The following is a 20885-nucleotide window of genomic DNA, read 5'->3' on the forward strand; positions in this document are numbered from 1 at the left end:
GGCAGCTATTCCGTGATGCCGAGCTTGGCTTTGACGAGATCGTTCACCGCTTGCGGATTGGCCTTGCCGCCGGTCGCCTTCATCACCTGTCCAACGAACCAGCCGGCCATCGTCGGCTTGGCCCTGGCCTGCTCGACCTTGTCCGGATTGGCTGCGATCACATCGTCCACCGCCTTTTCGATGGCGCCGGTGTCAGTGACCTGTTTCATGCCGCGCGTCTCGACGAGTTCCTTGGGATCGCCGCCCTCGTTCCAGACGATCTCGAACAGGTCCTTTGCGATCTTGCCGGAGATGGTGCCTTCCCTGATCAGGTCGACGATGCTGCCGAGCTGGGCCGGCGAAACCGGTGTCTCCTCAATGGCCTTGCCGGACTTGTTCAAGGCGCCGAGCAGGTCGTTGATGACCCAGTTCGCCACCGTCTTGCCGTCGCGCCCCGCCGTCACCTGCTCGAAGTAATCGGCGATGGCCTTTTCCGAGACGAGGATCGAGGCGTCGTAGGCGGACAGGCCGAGCTTTTCGACCAGACGCGTCTTCTTGTCGTCCGGCAGTTCCGGCAGATGCCTGGCGAGGTCGTCGACATATGCCTGGTCGAACTCCAGCGGCAAAAGATCCGGATCGGGGAAGTACCGGTAATCATGCGCTTCTTCCTTGGAGCGCATGGAGCGCGTCTCACCCTTCACCGGGTCGTACAGGCGGGTTTCCTGATCGATCGTGCCGCCATCTTCGAGGATGGCGATCTGCCGGCGCGCCTCATATTCGATGGCCTGGCCGATGAAGCGGATCGAGTTCATGTTCTTGATCTCGCAGCGCGTCCCGAAACCTTCGCCAGGCCGGCGCACCGAAACGTTGACGTCGGCGCGCAAGGAACCCTCGTCCATGTTGCCGTCGCAGGTGCCGAGATAGCGCACGATGGTGCGCAGCTTGGTGATGTATGCCTTGGCCTCGTCGGAAGAGCGAATGTCGGGCTTCGAGACGATCTCCATAAGCGCCACGCCGGAGCGGTTGAGATCGACATAGGACATCGTCGGATGCTGGTCGTGCATCGACTTGCCGGCGTCCTGCTCCAGGTGCAGGCGTTCGATGCCGACCTCGATGTCCTCGAACTCACCCTTCTTGTCAGGACCGACCGAAACGATCACCGTGCCCTCGCCGACGATCGGCTGCTTGAACTGGGAGATCTGGTAGCCCTGCGGCAGATCCGGATAGAAATAGTTCTTCCGGTCGAAAACCGACTTGTGGTTGATCTGGGCCTTCAGGCCTAGCCCGGTACGGATGGCCTGACGCACGCACTCCTCGTTGATCACGGGCAGCATGCCGGGCATGGCGGCATCGACCAGCGACACATTGGCATTGGGGGCTGCACCGAAAGCAGTCGATGCACCGGAGAACAGCTTGGCCTCCGAGGTCACCTGCGCATGGACTTCCATGCCGATGATGACTTCCCAGTCGCCGGTGGCGCCGGGAATCAATCGCTTGGGGTCGGGCGTGCGGGTGTCGATGAGGGTCATGGAGGCCTGCATTCAGGAAGCGTGAAATCGTTGATTTGGGCTAGCGCAACCGGCGGCGCGAGGCAAGCCACCGCAAACGTCGCGCCCCTCGCCTCCTTTTAGGAAAAACTTTGCGCGCCGTCATCTCGCAAGTGCGAAGGCGAGGTTTGTTCTGCCCTGCAATGCAGAATCTTTAAGACGAAATTCCTGTCGTCGCCACTGAGCTGGCAAAGCGGTCCTTTGAACCGAAGGCCGGCTTTGTGGACGATATGGGCAGGCTTCGCATTCCGCGCCGCCAACCCTTTCGCCTCCCAAGGCTATTTTTGACCGAGGACTGTTATGACCACCGCCTTTAGAAGCCCGATTACCCGCCGCGCCGGTCTTGCCGCATTGCTGGCTTCGGCTGTTGCGCTTGTCAGCCTTGCCGCTCCGTCGTCCGCCTATGCGGAAGACAAGAAATCCGTGAAGGTCGGCATCATTTCCGGCGAAGATGAAGACGTCTGGCGCGTCGTTACCGCTGAAGCCGCCAAGACGGGCCTGACCATCGAAACCGTGGTCTTCAACGACTACACCCAGCCCAATGAGGCATTGGAGCGTGGCGAGATCGACGCCAACGCATTCCAGCACCAGCCTTATCTCGACAATCAGGTAAAGACCCAAGGTTATCACATCGTGCCGGTCGGCTATACCGGCGTCTGGCCAATCGGCCTTTATTCGAAAAAGCACGCCAAGGTGGCTGACCTGAAAAAGGGCGCAGTCGTCGGCGTGCCGAACGATCCCTCGAATGAAGGCCGCGCGCTTCGCGTGCTGCAGAACGAAAAGCTGATCAAGCTGAAGGACGGCACCGGTATCCTGGCCACCACCGCCGACATTGCCGAGAATCCGAGCGGCATCGAGATCAAGGAACTCGACGCCGGCATCGTCGGCCGCTCGGTGGAAGACCTCGACGCAGCTGTCGTCAACACCGACTGGGCGCTGAAAAGCGGGCTGACGCCGGAAAACCGCATCGCCCAGGAGCCGGTAGCCGACAACCCGTACCGCAACTTCATCGCCGTCAAGCAGGGCAATGAGAACGAGCCCTGGGTGAAGGCGCTGGTCGCGGCCTACCAGAACCCGACGGTGAAGGCAGAATTCGACCGCGTCTACAAGGGCACCGGCATCAGCGCTTACTGAGGCCGATGCAACCCTATCTGGAACGGCGAGCAGCTCGCGGCCTTTCGGCCAGCGGGCTGCTCGGTTTGGAGCCGTTCGATGCGCAGCCGCAAGAGGCTGCGGGGAAAGGACAACCCGTGAATCAGCACGTCTTGGCGGAGATCCCGCATTTGGCCGACACAGTGGACGATGATATCGCCAGCCGGCCGGTCGAACCGGCTCGTGGCCACAGCGAGGAGATCGTGCGTCTTGTCGATCTGAAGCGTCGCTTCGGAGAAACGCCGGCACTGGAGGGCGTGACGCTGACCGTGCGTCAGGGTGAGATTCTCGGCATCATCGGCCGCAGCGGCGCGGGCAAATCGACACTGATCCGATGCCTGAACGGACTGGAGCGACCGGATTCGGGCGAAGTCCGCATTGAAGGCCGCGAGATCAGCCGGCTTGGCGAGAAGGAACTGCAGCCGCTGAGACGGCGTATCGGCATGATCTTCCAGCACTTCAACCTGCTGTCGGCCAAGACAGTCGAGGACAATGTCGCGCTGCCACTCAAGATAGAGGGCCGACCCAAGGCCGAGCGCCGGGCGCGAGCGGCAGAACTGCTCGAGCTGGTCGGCCTTTCCGCAAAGGCCAAGGCTTATCCGTCGTCGCTGTCCGGTGGCCAGAAGCAGCGCGTCGGCATTGCCCGCGCGCTTGCTGCCGGACCGGCGCTGTTGTTGTCGGATGAAGCCACGTCGGCGCTCGATCCGGAAACGACACGATCGATCCTGGCGTTGCTCAAGGATATCAACCAGCGTTTCGGCCTCACCATCCTGCTGATCACCCACGAAATGGAGGTGATCCGCTCCATTGCCGACCGCGTCGCGGTGATCGACGCCGGGCGAATCGTCGAAGAGGGCCCGGTGTGGTCGGTCTTCGCCGATCCGCAGTCCGAAATCACGAAAAGCCTGCTTGGCAGCATCCGTCCGCAACTGCCGGCCGAGATCGCCGAAAAACTCTCGTCCGTTCCGGGCAAGGAGGCGATCCTGCGCGTGGACGTCGCCGGGGATGCGGCCAGGCGTCCACTGCTTTCAGAACTGGCGGCTGCCGTTCCCGGCCGTTTCCACCTGATCCATGGCGGCGTCGACCATGTCCAGGGCGAACCGATCGGCAGCCTCTTCCTCGGCGTCGTCACCAAAGATGGACAGGTCGCCAAAACGCTCGATTTTCTGACTGCCCGCGACGCCCGGGCCAAGGTGCTTGGTTATGTCTGAAGTCATGCTCCAACTTCTGCTGCGGTCACTTTGGGAGACCATCCTGATGACCGCGGCATCAGGCTTGATCTCGCTCGTCGCCGGCTTGCCTTTGGGGCTTGCGCTGATCGCGACGGAGCGCGGCGGCATCGCCGAAAACCTTTGGGTGAACCGCATCCTCGCCGCCATCATCAACGGTTTCCGTTCGGTGCCCTTCATCATTCTGCTTGTTGCGTTGATCCCGGTGACGAGACTGATCGTCGGCACTTCGATCGGCACCTGGGCGGCAATCGTGCCGCTGTCGATCGCTGCGACGCCCTATTACGCCCGCATCGCCGAAGTCTCGCTGCGCGAAGTCGACCGTGGCCTCATCGAAGCGGCACGCGCCATGGGCGGCAACCGCTGGACGATCATCCGTGAAGTGCTGGTGCCCGAGGCCCTGCCCGGCATCGTCGCCGGTTTCACCGTGACGCTGGTGACGCTGGTTGGTGCGTCTGCCATGGCTGGCGCGATCGGCGCCGGCGGGCTCGGCGACCTCGCCATCCGCTATGGTTACCAGCGTTTCGAGACCACCGTGATGATTGTCGTGGTGGCGGTGCTGATCGTGCTCGTGTGCGGCATACAGTGGCTGGGTGACCGGCTGGTCGCACGGCTGGATCACCGCTGAACGGCATCGATGCCGGCTGGTATTCCATGACAGCTTCGCCTATATGGCGCGCATCCCATGGAGTGTGGATGTTTATTTCGTCTGAGTCCCGCTAGGGCCCCGACCTTCTCCTGAAGGCGGGGCGAGAGAACCTGAAATCCCGTGCCGCGTTCGCGTGGCTGCGGTTTTTTGTTTTGGCCGCTTCGGCCAGGTTTTCCCGGGACCATTCCAGAATGAACATTTCGCGCTTGGAACAGCGCGTCCTGCACCTGCTCGCGCAGGGCGGACGTATTGAAATCGAAAAAGACGACAGCCAGAAGATCGAAGCCGTGCACTGCCTGACCCGCGACGGTTGGCGGTATCCGGATTTCGACATTTCGCTCTTCAAGAAACTGAAGCGAAGGAAAGCGGTCGCTTCCAACAATGGCGGCCCCTATCGCATCACGCGTGAAGGGCTGAGGCTGGTACGTCCACAGCTCGACAACCGTTGAGCTGTGACTGACTACTCAAAAGAAAACACCTCCCCATGCCGTCACCGGCATGGGGAGGTGTCGATACCCTCGCTCGGAAGAGGTGATCAAGCCGTGGCGATATAGGCCTTGATCTGCTCTGCCTCGCGCTCGACCGTTTCAATGCGCCGCTTGACCACGTCGCCGATCGAGATGATGCCATCGAGCAACCCGTCCTTCTCCACCGGCAGGTGGCGGAAGCGGCCATTCGTCATGATTTCCATGACTTCGTTGACCGTGTGGCTCGCGTTGCAAATCTTGACCTTCGGCGTCATGACGGCGCGCACCTGAAGGTCAAGCGCGGCGGCGCCTTCCTTGGCGATCACACGCACCACGTCGCGCTCCGAGAGAATTCCGACGATCTTGCGATCTCCGTTGGTGATGACCAGCGCACCAATCCGCCGATCGGCGAGCAATCCGACCGCCTCGGTCAGCGTCGCGTTGGGGCCAAGTGTGACCACGGCGTGGCCCTTCGCCTCAAGAATTGCCTTAACAGTCATGGCGTCCTCCTCTGCAACCCTCCGTCAGCCCCAGGCGGACGGATATTGACGTCAAGCAGGGATATGGTGCGCCGTGACGGGCCGCATTTCAAGTATTCCGATCAGCGACCATACACTTGCCTGCGGTCGAAGAAACGCAGTCCCAGGAAGCCGGCGAGGAAGCCACCGATATGAGCCTCCCATGCGATCTGGCTGTCTTCCCCCGGCACGAAGCCGACCACGCCGGTGACGATGTTGATGATCATCCACACAGCCAGGAAGCTCAGCGTGGCACGCGAGCGGAACACCGCGCGAAAAGGCAGCAGCGGTCCGGCGAATGCGCCTTTGCCGGACGAGCGATCAACATGGAACGCGAAGCGAGCGGCCGCGCCCATCATGCCGGAAATCGAACCAGATGCACCGATCAATGGCGCCTGCGTCTGCGGATGGATGGCAAAAAAGAAGAAGGCCGCAGCGACGCCGGTGACCGCGAAGAACAACGCGAAACGCAAAGCGCCGATGCGGCTTGCCAGTGGCGAGCCGAAGGCTGCAAGCCAGATCATGTTCACGATAAGATGAGCCCAGCCACCATGCAGGAAGGTGTAGGTGAATGGACTGGAGAAAGCATAGAAATCCACGTCGTACTGACCGGAGTAACGGACCGGAATGAACGCCGCACGAATGAGCAGTTCAATGTCCTGCTGCGGTGTCAGCACATAAAGACGCAACAGATGAACCGCAGCACAGACGAGGATGACCGCTAGAACGATGGCAGGCAGATTGAAGATCGGCTCGCGCGGCGCAATCTCGTCGTCCGCGGCTGTCCCCGTCTCTCTCGCCTCGTTCATCGTGTCATTCCCGGTTCATGGCCGTCCTGGTGAACTGGCATGTAAGCCAAGGCGCCGCATTACACAAACGGGTCGCGTCAGAAACGAATCAAAGTCCGGGAAACAAGAAAAAAGCCGCCCAGGGTTTCCCCTGGACGGCCGGTCGAGCCCCCATGCTCCCCTGAAAGCCTTTTGACTGGACTGTCGCCGCCCGAACCGGACAACGACGAAAACTGGAGTGATTTCAATCTCGCACGGACAAGTTTGAACGGCAATCTAAACCGTTCGTTAACCTTAATGACCCGGGCCGGTTAACAAATGGCATCCAGACTGGCACGCATCCTGCTCCGCGTCCCATGTAGGCCATCGGAAAACGCCCAGCTGTTCCCCGATGGCACATCTGATGGACGGATGGCGCGGAGCATATCGACTATGAACCTGAACGGATCGATCGCACTGTTCCAATATTGGAACCGGCTGCGCCGCGGCCGCCCGGCCCCCCGGCGAACCGAGGTAGAGCCCGCCGATATCAAGACACTGCTGGCCGACACCTTCATCCTGGAGAGGGATACGCGTGGCGAAGCCGTCTTTCGGCTGGCCGGCACGAGGTTGTGCGCCACCTATGGCCGCGAGCTGAAGGGTTTCTCCTTCCCTTCGCTCTGGCTGGAAAAGGACCAACGGTTGGTGTCTCGCCTGATGCAGGGCGTGTTCGAGCAGAATTCGGCGATCCTGATCAGCTATGAAGGCAGAAGCCGTGGCGGCCACGTCTGCCGATTCGAACTTCTGGCATTGCCGCTCGATGGTGGCGCTGAGCACCCGCGCTGTCTGGGCGTGGTCAGTACCGCCGAAAAACCATTCTGGCTGGGAGCCGACCCAATCGCCGAAGCGACGATCGAATCGATTCGCGTGATCGAGCCGGACAAGGAAATGGCTGCCCTGACGAGCCGGGCGGCGATTGCCGCCCCGTCTCTGGCGCCGACGGAACTCGGATATGCCAAACCGACCGGAACATACGGCGGCGCCAGGCGCGTGCGCCACCTGGTCGTGCTCGAAGGTGGGCGGGAAGACGAGTAAATGCTCTAAGCTGACGTTAACATTTTCAGCTTTTTTAACTTCTCATCATGTAGCGTTCCGCTGAAATTCCTCGCAACGGCGCAGGAATGCCAACGAGGTAACGAGCGGTGATGAGGTCAGCGGCGATCGACCAGGCGCCGGCGGCGGCTGAAAGACGCAACTTTCAGCGCGTTCGCGTGAAGATCTATGGCCGCTTCATGCTCGAGGATCGCACCGAGCATCCTTGCCAGGTCATCGACATGTCGCCCGGCAACGTGGCTCTTCGCGCCGACCGTGTCGGTGATCCCGGCGAGAAGGTGATCGCATATCTGGATCATATCGGCCGCATCGAAGGTGTGGTGACACGCCGCCTGCAGGACGGTTTCGCCATGACGGTGGTGGCCTCCGAGCGCAAACGCGACAAGCTGGCCGCGCAGCTCACCTGGCTCGCCAACAAGCACGAACTCGATCTGCCGGAAGATCGCCGCCATGAACGCGTCGCACCACGCAATCCAATGAGCGTGCTGCAGCTTTCGGACGGACGACAGTATCAGTGCCGCATCATCGATCTGTCGCTGTCGGGCGCGGCCATCGAAATCGACGTCAAGCCGGCCAAGGGCGTTCAGGTGGTGCTGGGCACCATGCGAGGCCAAGTCGTACGCCATTTCGAAGAAGGCATCGCTATCGAGTTCGCGGTCGTACAACGTCCGGAAACGCTCGATTCCGAGTTCAATCGGCCGCGGACCTAGAGCGTTTCCGTTTTTCACGGAAACGCGGAAATGCTCTAAGCTTTTGTTTTAGCCGCATTTTTGTAACGCCAAGTGATTCCACTTGGCTACAAAATGCTCTAGCCGCCTGCCCAAAGCCTGGTGCGTTGGTCGGCACCACGCAGTTACGTCGACGCTTGATCAGAAAATCGTCTCCAGCGGCTGCGGCATGGCGATCGCATAACCCTGTGCCTGGTCTATGCCCATGGCCTTGACCAGTTCGAGTGTTTTCTTGTCCTCGACCTGCTCGGCAACGGTTATCGCACCCAGGCGGTGACCAACGGCATTGATCGATTCCACGATGGCACGGTCAAGGTCGTTTTCAGTGACTTGCCGGATGAAGCTGCCGTCGATTTTCAGACCATTGACCGGAAACTGCCTCAGATAGCTGAACGAGCTCAGACCTGTGCCGAAATCATCCAGGATCACGCCGCAGCCAGCCGTGCGCGCCTTGGACAGGAACTGCTTGGCTGCCGACAGATTGTTCATCACGGCGGTTTCGGTGATTTCGAAATGCAGCCGCCTCGGCGACAGGCCGGACCGCTCCAGTTCTTCCTGCAGGAAAGGCCACAGGAATGGGTCGTTGAGTGAATTGGCCGACAGGTTGATGGCGAAAGACAGATGTTCGGCTGACGCCAGGCGTTCCCCAAAGTCGCGGAAGGTGGTGCGGATGACCCAGCGGTCGATGTTGCCCATCAGGTCATAGTGCTCGGATGCCGGAATAAAGGCCGAAGGCTCGACGATGCCGCCATCGTCTCCAAGCATCCTGAGCAGGATTTCATAATGCGAATAACCGTTTGAGCGACCGTTGAGGTCGCTTACCTTCTGGGCAAACAGTCGAAACCGGTTGGCTTCGATCGCGTTGCGAATGCCTGCGGCCACCTGAACCTGGCGATGGTTGCGATGTGCCTCACTGCCTGCGCCGCCGTAGACCGACACCTGGTTGCGGCCCGCAGTCTTGGCCGTGTAGCAGGCGATGTCCGCCTGGCTCATCAGTTCATCGATACGCAATCCCTCAGGACCGACGAGGGTCAGGCCGACGCTGGCCCCGATCCGGTAGGTTCGCTCATCCCAGACGAATTCGAGGGCCGCGAGTTGACGCAGAAGCAGCAGCGCAAGCTTCTCACCATCGGACGCGCCGCATTCATACAGCAGCAGGCCGAACTCGTCTCCTCCCAGACGGGCGACGATGTCGTCTTCGCGGCATACCCGGCGCATCACATTTGCGACTTCCCGCAGCAATGCATCGCCGGCGGCATGGCCGGCTGTGTCATTGACCAGCTTGAAGCGATCGAGGTCGATGAAGCACATGACGTGCTGCTGGCCGCGTGAACGAACCTGCTCGCTGGCAATTCTCAACTCCCGCTCAAAAGCAGTGCGATTGGGCAAGCCGGTCAGGCTGTCATGACTGGCCGAGTGTTCCAGTGCCTGCTGCAGCGTGCGGGCTTTGGTGACGTCCTGAAACACCAGCACGGCACCAATGATCTCGCCGGAAGCCGTGCGCACCGGCGCAGCGGAATCGCGGACACTGCGACGTTCGCCGTCGCGCCCGATCAGGGTCGCCGCGTCGCTGAGATAGAAAGGTTGTAGTCGGGCGAGACAGGTTTCGACCGGGTCGGGGATCGGATCGCCGGTCTGCTCGTCGACGATGCGGAAAACGTCGCGCAAAGGCATGCCCGCCGCCTCACTCGCCAGCCAGCCGGTCATCTGTTCGGCGACCGGGTTCATGAAAGTGATGCGCGCTTGCGCGTCGGTTGAAATCACCGAGTCGCCGATCGAATGCAGCGTGATGCGCAGCCGTTCCTTTTCCTCGAACACGGCCTGGGTCAGGTCGATGTGATCGGTGATGTCCCAATTCATGCCGACCGCACGCAAGGGAGCACCGCTTTCGTCCCGCGATAATTTGGCGAGCGACCGGATATGACGCATCACGCCCGAATGCTGACGCCGGATGCGCACATCCATGGAAAAAATCGACGTTTCCTGGACCCCGAGTTCATAGCGACGCAGTACCTCAGGCACGTCGTCGGGGTGGATGAACGTCAACCAGTGATCTAGGGTGCCGTCGAAATCCTCCGGCGACAACTCGTACAGCTCGTACATGCGCTCGTCCCAGGTGAACTTCCCCGTCGCGAAATCGAGCTCGAAAATACCAGCCTCGGACGCCTCGACGGCAAGTTGCAGACGCTGGTTCAGCGCCACGACCGCCTGCTCTGCCTCCTTGCGCGCGGTGATGTCGGTGTGAGTGCCGATACAGCGGAGCGGCTTGCCCGCCTCATCCCTTTCGATCACCTTGCCGCGGTCGTAGATCCAGCACCATGTACCGTCCTTCGCCAGCATGCGGTGCTCGAGGACAAAGTCGGTGGTTTCGCCGCTGAGATGTCTTTCGATGATCTCCATGCAACGCGGCAAATCCTCCGGGTGAACATGATCCGACCAATCGCTGACAGCGTTGCCGATATCGTCTTCCTCGTAGCCCAGCATGCTTTTCCAGCGCGGGGAGTAGAAAACGTGGCCGGTCTCCAGATTCCAGTCCCAGATGCCGTCGCCAGCACCATCGACGGCGAATTGCCAGCGCATTTCGCTCCTGCGCAGCGCCGCTTCCGCAGCCTTGGCCTCGGTAATGTCACGCGAAATGCCGACGATGCCGACGATCTCGCCCTTTTCGTCCAGACGAGGTGCCTTGGTCGACGAATAGGTTCGCATGACGCCATCGACCAGCACGGTCTCCTCGACCGTGAATGGCTTCCCGGTCTCCATCACGTGCCTGTCGTGAACAACGACGGTCTCTGCCGTGGCCCTCGGAAACACCTGGTGGTCAAAGCGGCCCAGAATATCGGCGCTCGAGCGACCTGCCAGTTGCTCGACGGATTTGTTGGTGAGCAGGTAGCGGCCCTCGGCGTCCTTGGCGTAGATCAGGTCCGGTGTGCCGCGCATCACGGCCTCCAGGAGAGCCAGTGCATCGTGCAACTGCTTGGAGCGCTCGATCTGCTCGGTGATGTCCCAGCAGACACCGACAAAACGCCGGACCACGCCCTCCGGTCCGCGGATTGCCTTGGTTGCAACGCGAATATGATGAACCTCGCCCGACGCGGGATGAACCGCCCTGTATTCGATCGACGTGAAGGTGTCGCGTGATTCCGCGAAGTGGCGGGTTCGCTCGCGCACGCGCGCAATGTCTTCCGGATGGAGCAGCTTGAAGAAGCCTTCCCGCGATCCGTCATAGGTTCCCGGCGTCACGCCGTGCAGCGCAAAGGCGCGCGCGTCCCATCTGCGCACACCGGTCGAATAGTCCATGTCGAAGGTGCCTATATGACCCGCTTCGAGAGCAAGCTGCAGGTGATCGGTGACACTGGAGAGCTGGTCCAGCGTCTCGCTGAGTTCAGTCGCCCGCTCCACATCGCCGGTAATGTCCCAGCAGGCACCGATACCGCGGCGCACCAAACCATCCTCGTCGCGCAGGAGACGAACCGAAACCCGGATGTGGCGATAGGCGCCCGGCACCTCCAGCTTGACGCGATAGTCCGTCTGATAGCTTTCCTGCTCCGCCAAAGCTGCATTCCGAACCTGCTCTACCTTGATCACATCATCAGGGTGGAGCAGGCGATTGAAGCCCTCGACGGTGCCATCAAAGGTTTTATCGCTGACCGCATGCAATTCATGCGTGCGCGCATCCCAGTGCCGAAAGCCTGATGGGAAATCGACGTGGAAGATACCGATACCGCCGGTTTCCAACGCGATGTCGAGACGCTCGGAAGCATCTGCGAGCTGCTCTTCGATCTCCTTTTGATGCGAAATATCGGTGATGGCCCCAACCAGGCGCAGGGATCGCCCCTCCGGTGTGCGCTTGACGACCTTGCCGCGCGCACGAATCCAGACCCAGTGTCCGTCCTCGTGCAGAAGCCTGTAGGTTTCATCATGGGAGGCCCGACGTCCCAGGACGACATCCCGGACCGACTCGCGGACACGGTCACGATCATCCGGGTGGGTCCGTGCAAGCCACTCGGATTCATCGACCTCAAGCTCTCCGGCCTCCTGACCGACCATCGTCCTGATCTGGGGGGAAACCCACATACGACGACCGAGAATGTCGGTGTCCCACACCGCTTGATCCGCCCCCGAAAGCGCATGGCTCCAGCGCCATTCGTTTTCCACCGAACGTTGTTCTGCCTGCTTCTGGACTTCGATGTCGGTGATTTGGAGCACAAAGCGGAATGCGGTGTCGCCTGCGCTCTCTTCCAGAGGAGAGATGCTGATCAGTCCGTGGCGAAGATCCCCGTCGGCACGCTTGTATCGGCATTCAGCATTTACGACAGACAGCAGCGGTTCGGCGAAGGGACCGCGATCGCCGGCCTGAAAGACATCCGCCAACGACAGGCCGATGCAATTCTCCGGCTCCAGGTCGAGCAACGCACCAAAAGCACGATTTGCAAAGAGACACTGCCCGCCATTGCCAAGCAACGCCATCGGGGTAGCAGCTCGATCGATGATGCCGCGCAGCAGACTGACATCATCGGGAAGAACCGGTGACTGGCGATGGCTCAACCTTTGCTTGGCGTCCTCGTCCATTTACCGACTCTTGGCTGCCCCTCTAACAACTTCAAGTGGCAAGACTTGTTCTGGCGAGTCAGGATTGCGCTTTGTCTGTTGAAAGGCAAGCCCCTCGAAGCCGCCACATCATGCGCTTCGGCTACGATCCAACGCCTGCGACATCACAACCGAGAGCAGCAGGCAATGGAGCAAACTTCAGCCGCAGCTGCGTTCCAATTCTGAACGGAGCGCCGGGAACCATGGTTAACAAATTCCAACGAAAATCGTAACTATTTTATACTTATTGTATTTGAAATAGTTTTCAAATCGTTCTGCCTTTTATTCAATATCTACTTCGCCACTTTGCGTCAAATAAATCCGACCGTGGCATTGTCATCTCAAACGGGGAGACGACAACATGGACGGATTGGGACGCAAGCTGCTGGTCGCGGTGGCTTTGCTGGTCGGCGCGGTGGGGACCGCAAAGGCTGGCGGCGACTATATGCCGACCGGCGCTCGCACGACGCAGCCCGTCGGCCACTATGAGCTTTGCCAGCGGCTGCCGGACGAATGCAATCAGCGTACGGCAAAAGGCGCACCGATCGAGTTGTCGCGCAAGCTTTGGGCGACAATGATCTCGGTCAACAACGATGTGAACACCAAGGTGAAGCCAGTCACCGACCTCGAAGCCTATGGCATCGAGGAATACTGGGCTTATCCGGACAAGGGCTATGGCGACTGCGAGGACTATGCACTGGAGAAGCGTCGCCAGCTGATGAGAGCCGGCGTCCCGGCCGGAGATCTGCTGATCACGGTGGCTCGTCAGCCGAACGGTGATGGTCACGCCGTTCTCACCGTCCGCACCTCGATGGGCGATTTCGTGCTCGACAACCTGCAGCCGAAGGTCCTGCTGTGGAGCCAGACGCCCTACACCTACCTCAAGCGCCAGTCCGAGACGAACTCCGGTATCTGGGTAACGATCACTGATGGTCGTGCTGACGCGGTCGCCAGCGTCCGCTGAATTCGTGTGCAGGCCGGAAACCCGGCCTGACTCGTCAAGGACATCACGGAAACCCGGTCGAGTCCCCACCCTCCCCGTCCCCGACGACCGGGTCAAGGAGCCGGCCCAGTCCCCGGGCCGGCTCCACCTTTTTTTGCGAGGCGGCGGCCCGATCGGCTCCGGCAGCTATCTCGAGACGGGCACTTCCAAGGCCGCGCCTGACTCACGATCCCTTCTGAAATCGGCTTGGACTTCAGGCGTCATGCAACGGTCAACCCAGCCTTGAAGCGCTTGCCATTGGCAACGTAGTGCGCAGCCGAGTTGCGTAGGCCGGCAATCGCACCTTCGTCCAGGGTACGCACGACACGTGCCGGCGAACCGACGATCAGCGAGTTATCCGGAAAGACCTTGCCTTCAGTGACGAGCGCGCCCGCGCCGACCAGGCAATTGTTGCCGATCCTGGCGCCATTCAGCACGATGGCACCCATGCCAATCAGGCTGTTGTCGCCGATGCTGCAGCCATGCAGCATGGCTCGGTGGCCGATGGTGCAGCCTGCGCCAATGGTCAGTGGAAAGCCGATATCGGTGTGCATGACGGTATGTTCCTGCACATTGGTGTCATCACCGATAAGGATCGGCTCGTTGTCACCGCGAATGACGACGCCGAACCAGATGCCGGCGTTGCGGCCCAACGTGATGTCGCCGATCAATGTCGCGTCAGGTGCGATCCAGTTGCTGTCCGCGTCGATGAGGCGCGGCGCTTTTCCATCCAGTGCATAAATCGGCATCTTTCCCTCAGGGCGAAGAAAACTCAGGTCACGCAAACAGTAGAGGACCGCCGGCAAGCGTGACAAGCGCGGCCGGGCCTTTACTGTCCGTTTACCATAGTTCCTCACAGTCGGTCTGATCGTCAGCCTGTCGGAATCGCATGCGTGCGACGCAAGGAACAGGTCACAACCTTCGGGATCGAGATGAGCAAATCCGCAACGGAAACGCCCGAATTCACGGTTGTCGACTCCGGTGTGATGGTGAAGGTGTTTTACGCTCTCGCCGTCGTCGCATTGCTCTCGGCTGGCATCAGTGCGGCCGGAAAGTGGCTTGGTCATTCCATCGCCATGGGCGGCTATTCCGACGATACGAAAGTGCGCGGGATCATCATCGGCAACAATGTGCTGGCCGTGCCTGCCAATTTCATCCGTTTCGACAAGGCGCGCCGCGATGGCAGCACCGACCGGCTCGACGTTTATCTGCGCTATCCCAAGATGGACGGTTACTCCGCCGCGGCAAGAGACGATTTCAACAATGCGTCCGGCAGGCGCACCATCCTGTTTTTGACGTTTGAAGAACAGGCGATGTCACGTGACATGAGCGGTCGCTACGCACCGATCTACTCTTCGCTGATCGCACGGCCCGGCGTGCCCGGCCCGGCCGGCACCATGATTTACGATTTCAGCGAAAAGTCCGGCTATCTCAATGAGAAACTGGTCGTGGCTGAGCGCCCCGGACAAGAGCCGTTCGTCGCCCGTTGTCTTGCCGGGCCGAGTGCCGATCAATCACTCGCCCCCTGCGAGCGCGATGTGCTCGTTGGCGATAGGCTGAGCCTCACTTACCGCTTTCCGAAGGAGTTCCTGGCCCAGTGGCCAGCGCTGGACGCCGCGGTCCTGGCCTTTGCATCGCGCACCCTGAAGACCGGTACTGCGCTGAAGAAGTGACAGGCGCCGCCATTCAAGGACGTCGGAACATCCCTTTGCGCGTCTGAATGACCGCGCTGCAGGACGGCGCCTGCGTTGTGTCAGCCGAGATCGATGTCGAGGATCGCCATCGAGAAATTGTAGTCGCCCTCTTCCTCATCCTTGTAGACGAGACCCAGGAACTCGTCGCCGATGTAGAGTTCGGCCGAATCCTCCTTGCGGGGGCGCGCCTTCACTTCGAGCTTCGGATTCTGGAAGACACGCTTGAAATAGGCGTCCAGCTTTCTGATTTCGTCGGGTTTCAACGGCTTTCTCCGCTAGGAAATGGCTGCCCGGCACCATCCGGCGCTCACGGCGTCCCGCGCTTCTGGCACGGTAAGGATGGCGATGTAAAGGCAGTGACGCCTATTGGTGACTGGCTCCGCCGCACAATGAAGCGGCTCGGCAATATGTCGCGAAATTCGAAAGAACCATCACCTGGCTCAGATGTCGAAGGAGACGACATGCTCCATCGTCTGCGACGGCAGCAGCTGGTCCATCTGGCGAGACGGCTGGTCGCAGCCGGTTTCACCAACGACGCGTGCCGGCACGCCCGCAACCGTCTTGTTGTGCGGCACCGCCGAGAGCACGACGGAACCGGCCGCCACCTTGGAGCAATGGCCGATCTCGATGTTGCCGAGGATCTTGGCGCCGGCGCCAATCAGCACGCCATGACGAATCTTCGGGTGACGGTCGCCGCCGGCCTTGCCGGTGCCGCCAAGGGTGACGCCATGCAGGATCGAGACATCGTCCTCGATGACCGCCGTTTCACCGACGACAAAGCCGGTGGCATGGTCGAGGAAGATGCCCTTGCCGATCCGGGCGGCCGGGTTGATGTCGGTCTGAAACACGGAAGACGATCTGCTCTGCAGATAGAGAGCGAAATCCCGACGGCCATGGTTCCAAAGCCAGTGCGCCAGGCGGTGCGTCTGGATCGCATGGAAGCCCTTGAAGTAGAGGACCGGCATCAGATAGCGATCGCAGGCCGGATCGCGGTCGAAATAGGCCTGGATGTCGGTGCGTACCACATCGGACCAGTCGGACTGGTCGTCCAGCATCGCCTTGAAGGTCTGGCGGATCAGGTCAGCACCAACATCCTGATGGGCGAGCCGTTCGGCGAGACGATGGATCACCGCCTCTTCCAGCGTCTCCTGGTTCAGGATGGTGGCATAGAGGAACGCCGCCAGCAGCGGATCGCGATTGACCGCCTCGGTCGCCTCGTCGCGAATGGACCGCCAGATCGGGTCCACCGGCTGCAAAAGGCTGGAGCGGGCGATGCTGATGCTGTTCATGGACAGTCTCCGCTGGCGGCTTGTCTTATCCGGCCGGTCCTATAAGCCATATCATAGCACGGGTGAACTCAATTTTCCTTAGTGCTTGTTCAAATGGTTTTGGCTGGCTGGAATTCAACCGGGCATGGAAAACGAACCCTTGATCGTCAAGGTCACCGATAATGTGGCCTCGATCCTCATCAATCGGCCGCAGAAAAAGAACGCCATCACCTTCGCCATGTGGCAGGCTCTCTCCTCCAGATTTGAGGCCCTGTCGACAGACCCGTCTGTGCGCGCCATCACATTGAGCGGCACAGGGTCCGATTTTTCAGCCGGCGCCGATATCGCCGAGTTCGATACACTGCGCGGCGGTGACAATGCGCGCCACTATGAGGCCGCCAATTCCGCGGCCTTCGCATCCATCCGCAATGCCCGGGTACCGGTAATCGCCGCGCTGCAAGGCATATGCTTTGGCGGTGGCTTCGGTCTTGCCGCCGCGGCGGACCTGAGGCTCGCAACACCCGACGCGCTGTTTGCCGTGCCTGCGGCCAAACTCGGCCTTGCCTACCCGCAGGACGCCATGCGCGATATCGTCGGCGCAGCAGGACCGCAAATGGCACGCTATCTCACCTTCACCGGCAATCGCATCGATGCCGAAACCGCGCTCAAGGCCGGTTTCCTGCTCGACATCGTTGCGACTGGGGAATTGGAGCGGCGCGTCGCCGAGATCGCGGCCACCATCGCTGCCAATGCCCCGCTTTCGGTGCGTGCCTCGAAACTGGCAATCCATGCAGAATTGAGCGGCAATGCGACCGACATCGAGCTTGCTCGAGCGGCTGGCGATAGGACCTTCACCAGTGCCGACTATGCCGAAGGCCGGGCTGCCTTCCAAACCCGCCGCAAAGCGGAGTTCATCGGCCTATGAGTACATCCCTGATTGCGCAGGAATTGAAGGCGGAACTGTCTGCACTCTATGCTGCTGAAGATCGCCATTATCACGGCATGGCCCACATCAAGGCGTTGCTGGGCCTGCTCGAAGAATACCGATCCTCCTTCTCCGACCCTGAGGCGATCGAGGCGGTGATCTGGTTCCACGATGCGATTTATGACAGCCGCGCCAAGGACAACGAGGCGCGCAGCGCTGACCTCGCGCGCGACAAACTGGCTGGGATCACCGGTGCGGAACGGCTCGACCGCATTGCCCTGACGATCGAGGCCACTGCAACGCACACGGTTCCGCGGATCGAACCGGAAACAGCAAGGCGCGACGCTGCGCTTCTGCTCGACATGGACCTGTCGATCCTGGGCACGGCACCCGAAACGTTCGATGCCTATGAAGCAGCGGTGCGGCGCGAATATGCCTGGGTCGAAGAACCACTGTGGGTCGCCGGACGCGGCAACGTGTTGAAAACCTTTCTCGAGCGCGAGCACATTTTCCACACCGAGATCTTCCGCAGCCGCTTCGAAAGGCAGGCGCGGGAAAATCTCCGACGTTCGATCGACGCACTCGAGGCGCAATCAGGCAATTAGTCGGGAAAACTCTCCATCCGCCGTTCGCGAATGGCAAAACCGGCGCGCAGATAGACGGACAGCGCCTTTGGGTGATCGTTGGTATCGGTGTGCAACCACACACGCTGCGGCTTTTGCGACCAGATTGCGCGTAACGAGCTGTCCAGCAGATAGGGCCCCAATCCCCTGCCCTGAAAGGCGGCGGCCAAGCCGAAATGGGCGAGTTCGACGACCGGCTCGCCGACACCGTTGAATTCACAGAAGCCTGCGGCAACACCATCCACCCGCAGGACATTCAGCCATGTGGACGGGCTGGCCAGCAGGATCGCCAGTTGTTCCCCCGGCATGCGCAACCGCTGATCCCAATCCAGTGATGCACCGACCGCGCGATACAGGTCCAGGTAGTCGGCGGGTGAAAGGTTTTCGCGTTCCAGGCGAGCCAACCTGCCCGGACTGGCCAACGCCGTGCCTGATGGCGATGCCGTCATATCCAGATAGGTAACAAGAAGCTCGACCATTGCGAGTTCAGAGCGGATGTTGCGTGTAGAACTCCAGAACCCGCTTCTTGAAGGTGCGGTCTCCCACTGACAGCATGTGATCGCGTCCTTCGATGTGGAAAGCAACGGCATTGGGCATCAATGCCGCCAGATCGTCGGCCGAACCCGCAATGTCATCGGTCGTGCCGACGGCCACCAGTGTCGGTTGCGCAATGCGCGAAACCTCGTCTTCGGAAAGCAGTTCACGCGAGGTCACGATGCAGGCGGCAAGCGCCTGGCGGTCGCTCCTGGTCTGGTCGGCAAAGCCGCGGAACATCTTGCCGCGAGCATGCGTGATCGCAGAGGCATCGGGCGCTATCAACGCTTCTGCGATGGGATCCCAGTCGCCAACGCCGTCGACCATACCGATGCCCAGGCCACCCAGTACCAGCGTAGCGACCTTGTCGGGATCGGAGAGCGCCAGGAAGGCGGAAACACGCGCCCCCATGGAATACCCCATCACATGCGCCCGTTCGATGCCGAGATGGTCGAGCAATGCGGCGGCATCGGAGGCCATCTTGTCCGGCGTATAGTCGGCGCCCTCATAACTCTTGGTGGAAGCACCATGACCGCGATGATCGAAAGCGATGGCGCGGTAGCCTGCCTCGTTCAGCGTCTTGAACCAGCCTGGCGCGACCCAGTTCACGTAGTGGCTGGAGGCAAAACCGTGGATCATCAGCACGGGATCGCCGCTGCCCGTAGCCGGCTGGCGGTCGAGAAAAGCGAGATCGAAGCCGTCATGGCTGAAAAACTGCATTGCGTGAAACTACCTTCAGTTGACGCCCGAGACTGCGTTGACGGCCGGATGTTTCACCAGATCGCCTTCCTTGATGTTTTCGCGCGCGGCGGTTCCGGCTTTCAATTCCAACACGAAACGCACCGGCTCATTGGGCGCGATGACGGCTTCCGACTGCGGCTCGCCCTGCCGGATCGCCTTGATGCGGCCGTCCTGCCCGATGAAGAGCAGATCGAGCGGCATCGGCGTGTTCTTCATCCAGAAGCCGACACCCTGAGTCTGGGGAAACACGAACAGCATGCCGCGATCATCGGGCATGGTCTGGCGGAACATCAGCCCCGCTTCACGCTCGCCATCGTCGTCGGCGATCTCGATCTGGAAAGGCCGGTCGCCCTTGGCTGTGACGGTCACCAGCGGCGCCGGGTCGACGGGCAACAGCATCGCCTGTCCTTCCGCCGCAATCGTCTGGCCGACGGTAAGCGACGTGATGACAACGACCGCCGCAGCCGAAAGACGCCAACTTTGCCCTGCCCAAAATCGAACCATCGTAGATTCCGCCTCGCTCACAGTCACGGCCGCACCCTAGACGCCCCGCGTGCAGGCGCAAGCGCCTTGCAACGTTGCATCCTGTTAAACCTGACAATGAGTCAACAAGATCGATGACAACGGCCGCATCAAACAGCCTTGCAGGACGCATCTGACGCCCCCCAATATGACCGGCGCGTCGCTGGTGATCGACGGGGGCAAGACAGCGCATGCCGGATAACAAAAAAGGCCGCGTAAACGCGGCCTCGACCATGTAAGAACCCGACGCTCAGTGAGCGACCGGCAGCGTTCCCATATCCGGGTGGATTTCCGCTGCCATCAGCCCCTTGTCGCCACGGCCATAGCGCACCAGGACGACCTGGCCGGGCCTGAGTTCCGTCACGCCATAGCGACGCAGCGTTTCCATATGCACGAAGATGTCCTCGGTACCCTCGCCCCGGCTCAGGAAACCGAAACCCTTGGTGCGGTTGAACCACTTGACGAGCGCGCGTTCCAGTCCGCTTTCCGGCGTCACCGTGACGTGCGTGCGCTGCTCCTGCAGTTCGGCAGGATGGACCGCCGTGGAGGTGTCCATCGAGAGAACGCGAAACGCCTGCAGGCCGCGATCGCCTTGCTTGACAAGGCAGACAACCCGAGCACCTTCGAGCGCAGTCTGGAAACCATCACGCCGCAGACATGTCACGTGGAGCAGAATATCGCCGGAGGCACCTTCGTCCGGGAGAATAAAGCCGTATCCCTTGGCAACGTCGAACCATTTGATCGCGCCGGAAACTTCCAGCAGATCCGCGGATTCGCCGATCTCGTCATGTCCAGCGGTATCGCCAAGAAGCGCATCCCGACCGGTCAGAGAGGCTTTTTCCCCCATCAGAATGCCCCCT

The 20885-nt window shown here is 60.8% G+C and carries 21 protein-coding genes; 10 read left to right on the top strand and 11 right to left on the bottom strand.

Annotated elements, in window-relative coordinates; translation table 11 throughout:
- Nucleotides 1–5: 5 nt before the first annotated feature.
- A complete protein-coding gene (gene gatB, locus C1M53_RS30135) occupies nt 6–1508 on the bottom strand; it encodes an Asp-tRNA(Asn)/Glu-tRNA(Gln) amidotransferase subunit GatB (protein WP_129415705.1) in 1503 nt (500 codons plus the stop codon).
- 318 nt (nt 1509–1826) lie between these two features.
- On the opposite strand from gatB, the gene C1M53_RS30140 reads away from it, so the two are divergent.
- The 4 genes from C1M53_RS30140 (at nt 1827) to C1M53_RS30155 (ending at nt 5005) form a co-directional block, all read left to right on the top strand.
- The gene (locus C1M53_RS30140) at nt 1827–2660 is read left to right on the top strand and encodes a MetQ/NlpA family lipoprotein (protein WP_129415706.1); all 834 of its coding nucleotides are present in this window, start codon (nt 1827–1829) and stop codon (nt 2658–2660) included.
- Nucleotides 2661–2821: 161 nt separating this feature from the next.
- Nucleotides 2822–3889, top strand: coding sequence for a methionine ABC transporter ATP-binding protein (locus C1M53_RS30145; RefSeq protein WP_207213155.1), 1068 nt, complete (start codon nt 2822–2824; stop codon nt 3887–3889).
- The gene (locus C1M53_RS30150; RefSeq protein ID WP_129415708.1) at nt 3882–4535 is read left to right on the top strand and encodes a methionine ABC transporter permease; all 654 of its coding nucleotides are present in this window, start codon (nt 3882–3884) and stop codon (nt 4533–4535) included. The genes C1M53_RS30145 and C1M53_RS30150 overlap by 8 nt, the downstream gene beginning before the upstream one ends.
- 212 nt (nt 4536–4747) lie before the next feature.
- A complete protein-coding gene (locus tag C1M53_RS30155; protein WP_129415709.1) occupies nt 4748–5005 on the top strand; it encodes a YjhX family toxin in 258 nt (85 codons plus the stop codon).
- Between the two features lie 86 nt (nt 5006–5091).
- Here C1M53_RS30155 and C1M53_RS30160 read toward each other — a convergent pair whose 3' ends face one another.
- On the bottom strand, nt 5092–5523 hold the full coding sequence (locus tag C1M53_RS30160; RefSeq protein WP_129415710.1) for a CBS domain-containing protein: 432 nt from the start codon (nt 5521–5523) through the stop codon (nt 5092–5094).
- 101 nt (nt 5524–5624) lie between these two features.
- Complete coding sequence (locus C1M53_RS30165; protein WP_129415711.1) at nt 5625–6350, bottom strand: rhomboid family intramembrane serine protease; 726 nt, start codon at nt 6348–6350, stop codon at nt 5625–5627.
- Nucleotides 6351–6761: 411 nt separating this feature from the next.
- On the opposite strand from C1M53_RS30165, the gene C1M53_RS30170 reads away from it, so the two are divergent.
- Nucleotides 6762–7403 (top strand): PAS domain-containing protein, encoded by a 642-nt coding sequence (locus C1M53_RS30170; protein ID WP_129415712.1) that lies wholly within the window; start codon nt 6762–6764, stop codon nt 7401–7403.
- A 110-nt stretch (nt 7404–7513) separates the two neighbouring features.
- Nucleotides 7514–8131 (top strand): PilZ domain-containing protein, encoded by a 618-nt coding sequence (locus tag C1M53_RS30175; protein ID WP_129415713.1) that lies wholly within the window; start codon nt 7514–7516, stop codon nt 8129–8131.
- 159 nt (nt 8132–8290) lie between these two features.
- Here the strand turns inward: C1M53_RS30175 and C1M53_RS30180 are convergent, their stop codons facing one another.
- Nucleotides 8291–12718, bottom strand: coding sequence for a PAS domain-containing protein (locus tag C1M53_RS30180; protein ID WP_129415714.1), 4428 nt, complete (start codon nt 12716–12718; stop codon nt 8291–8293).
- Nucleotides 12719–13097: 379 nt separating this feature from the next.
- Here C1M53_RS30180 and C1M53_RS30185 point away from each other — a divergent pair, with 379 nt between their 5' ends.
- Entirely contained in the window at nt 13098–13700 is a 603-nt protein-coding gene (locus C1M53_RS30185; RefSeq protein ID WP_129415715.1) for a transglutaminase-like cysteine peptidase, read from the top strand.
- 239 nt (nt 13701–13939) lie between these two features.
- On the opposite strand, the gene C1M53_RS30190 is transcribed toward C1M53_RS30185, so the two are convergent.
- Complete coding sequence (locus C1M53_RS30190; RefSeq protein ID WP_129415716.1) at nt 13940–14467, bottom strand: gamma carbonic anhydrase family protein; 528 nt, start codon at nt 14465–14467, stop codon at nt 13940–13942.
- 183 nt (nt 14468–14650) lie between these two features.
- Here C1M53_RS30190 and C1M53_RS30195 point away from each other — a divergent pair, with 183 nt between their 5' ends.
- On the top strand, nt 14651–15391 hold the full coding sequence (locus C1M53_RS30195) for a hypothetical protein (RefSeq protein ID WP_129415717.1): 741 nt from the start codon (nt 14651–14653) through the stop codon (nt 15389–15391).
- An 80-nt stretch (nt 15392–15471) separates the two neighbouring features.
- Here the strand turns inward: C1M53_RS30195 and C1M53_RS30200 are convergent, their stop codons facing one another.
- Both C1M53_RS30200 and cysE read right to left on the bottom strand, forming a co-directional pair.
- Nucleotides 15472–15675, bottom strand: a complete 204-nt coding sequence (locus tag C1M53_RS30200; protein ID WP_129415718.1) for a DUF3126 family protein — start codon at nt 15673–15675, stop codon at nt 15472–15474.
- A gap of 177 nt (nt 15676–15852) precedes the next feature.
- Nucleotides 15853–16701 (bottom strand): serine O-acetyltransferase, encoded by an 849-nt coding sequence (gene cysE / locus C1M53_RS30205; protein ID WP_129415719.1) that lies wholly within the window; start codon nt 16699–16701, stop codon nt 15853–15855.
- A gap of 124 nt (nt 16702–16825) precedes the next feature.
- Between cysE and C1M53_RS30210 the strand changes: the two genes are divergently transcribed.
- Nucleotides 16826–17605 carry an enoyl-CoA hydratase-related protein gene (locus C1M53_RS30210; RefSeq protein ID WP_129415720.1) on the top strand — a complete coding sequence of 260 codons (780 nt, stop codon included), beginning with the start codon at nt 16826–16828 and terminating at the stop codon, nt 17603–17605.
- Nucleotides 17602–18210 (top strand): hypothetical protein, encoded by a 609-nt coding sequence (locus tag C1M53_RS30215; RefSeq protein ID WP_129415721.1) that lies wholly within the window; start codon nt 17602–17604, stop codon nt 18208–18210. Before C1M53_RS30210 ends, C1M53_RS30215 begins: the two co-directional genes overlap by 4 nt.
- On the opposite strand, the gene C1M53_RS30220 is transcribed toward C1M53_RS30215, so the two are convergent.
- The 4 genes from C1M53_RS30220 to C1M53_RS30235 form a co-directional block, all read right to left on the bottom strand.
- Entirely contained in the window at nt 18207–18707 is a 501-nt protein-coding gene (locus tag C1M53_RS30220) for a GNAT family N-acetyltransferase (RefSeq protein WP_129415722.1), read from the bottom strand. The two genes, C1M53_RS30215 and C1M53_RS30220, sit on opposite strands and share 4 nt — an antisense overlap.
- Before the next feature lie 7 nt (nt 18708–18714).
- Complete coding sequence (locus tag C1M53_RS30225; protein ID WP_129415723.1) at nt 18715–19482, bottom strand: alpha/beta fold hydrolase; 768 nt, start codon at nt 19480–19482, stop codon at nt 18715–18717.
- A 15-nt stretch (nt 19483–19497) separates the two neighbouring features.
- On the bottom strand, nt 19498–20007 hold the full coding sequence (locus C1M53_RS30230) for a DUF192 domain-containing protein (RefSeq protein ID WP_129415724.1): 510 nt from the start codon (nt 20005–20007) through the stop codon (nt 19498–19500).
- A 268-nt stretch (nt 20008–20275) separates the two neighbouring features.
- Nucleotides 20276–20872, bottom strand: coding sequence for a cold-shock protein (locus C1M53_RS30235; protein ID WP_129416424.1), 597 nt, complete (start codon nt 20870–20872; stop codon nt 20276–20278).
- Between the last annotated feature and the right edge of the window lie 13 nt (nt 20873–20885).

Source organism: Mesorhizobium sp. Pch-S (assembly GCF_004136315.1).
Classification (GTDB): Bacteria; Pseudomonadota; Alphaproteobacteria; order Rhizobiales; family Rhizobiaceae; genus Mesorhizobium.

Excerpts from the sequence above, each read along its gene's own strand:
- C1M53_RS30220 (WP_129415722.1), bottom strand. The coding sequence starts at position 18,707 with ATGGTCGAGCTTCTTGTTACCTATCTGGATATGACGGCATCGCCATCA.
- C1M53_RS30170 (WP_129415712.1), top strand. The coding sequence starts at position 6,762 with ATGAACCTGAACGGATCGATCGCACTGTTCCAATATTGGAACCGGCTG.
- C1M53_RS30230 (WP_129415724.1), bottom strand. The coding sequence starts at position 20,007 with ATGGTTCGATTTTGGGCAGGGCAAAGTTGGCGTCTTTCGGCTGCGGCG.
- C1M53_RS30225 (WP_129415723.1), bottom strand. The coding sequence starts at position 19,482 with ATGCAGTTTTTCAGCCATGACGGCTTCGATCTCGCTTTTCTCGACCGC.
- cysE (WP_129415719.1), bottom strand. The coding sequence starts at position 16,701 with ATGAACAGCATCAGCATCGCCCGCTCCAGCCTTTTGCAGCCGGTGGAC.
- C1M53_RS30165 (WP_129415711.1), bottom strand. The coding sequence starts at position 6,350 with ATGAACGAGGCGAGAGAGACGGGGACAGCCGCGGACGACGAGATTGCG.
- C1M53_RS30150 (WP_129415708.1), top strand. The coding sequence starts at position 3,882 with ATGTCTGAAGTCATGCTCCAACTTCTGCTGCGGTCACTTTGGGAGACC.
- C1M53_RS30215 (WP_129415721.1), top strand. The coding sequence starts at position 17,602 with ATGAGTACATCCCTGATTGCGCAGGAATTGAAGGCGGAACTGTCTGCA.
- C1M53_RS30160 (WP_129415710.1), bottom strand. The coding sequence starts at position 5,523 with ATGACTGTTAAGGCAATTCTTGAGGCGAAGGGCCACGCCGTGGTCACA.
- C1M53_RS30190 (WP_129415716.1), bottom strand. The coding sequence starts at position 14,467 with ATGCCGATTTATGCACTGGATGGAAAAGCGCCGCGCCTCATCGACGCG.
- C1M53_RS30175 (WP_129415713.1), top strand. The coding sequence starts at position 7,514 with ATGAGGTCAGCGGCGATCGACCAGGCGCCGGCGGCGGCTGAAAGACGC.
- C1M53_RS30185 (WP_129415715.1), top strand. The coding sequence starts at position 13,098 with ATGGACGGATTGGGACGCAAGCTGCTGGTCGCGGTGGCTTTGCTGGTC.
- C1M53_RS30195 (WP_129415717.1), top strand. The coding sequence starts at position 14,651 with ATGAGCAAATCCGCAACGGAAACGCCCGAATTCACGGTTGTCGACTCC.
- C1M53_RS30140 (WP_129415706.1), top strand. The coding sequence starts at position 1,827 with ATGACCACCGCCTTTAGAAGCCCGATTACCCGCCGCGCCGGTCTTGCC.
- C1M53_RS30210 (WP_129415720.1), top strand. The coding sequence starts at position 16,826 with ATGGAAAACGAACCCTTGATCGTCAAGGTCACCGATAATGTGGCCTCG.
- C1M53_RS30235 (WP_129416424.1), bottom strand. The coding sequence starts at position 20,872 with ATGGGGGAAAAAGCCTCTCTGACCGGTCGGGATGCGCTTCTTGGCGAT.
- gatB (WP_129415705.1), bottom strand. The coding sequence starts at position 1,508 with ATGACCCTCATCGACACCCGCACGCCCGACCCCAAGCGATTGATTCCC.
- C1M53_RS30155 (WP_129415709.1), top strand. The coding sequence starts at position 4,748 with ATGAACATTTCGCGCTTGGAACAGCGCGTCCTGCACCTGCTCGCGCAG.
- C1M53_RS30180 (WP_129415714.1), bottom strand. The coding sequence starts at position 12,718 with ATGGACGAGGACGCCAAGCAAAGGTTGAGCCATCGCCAGTCACCGGTT.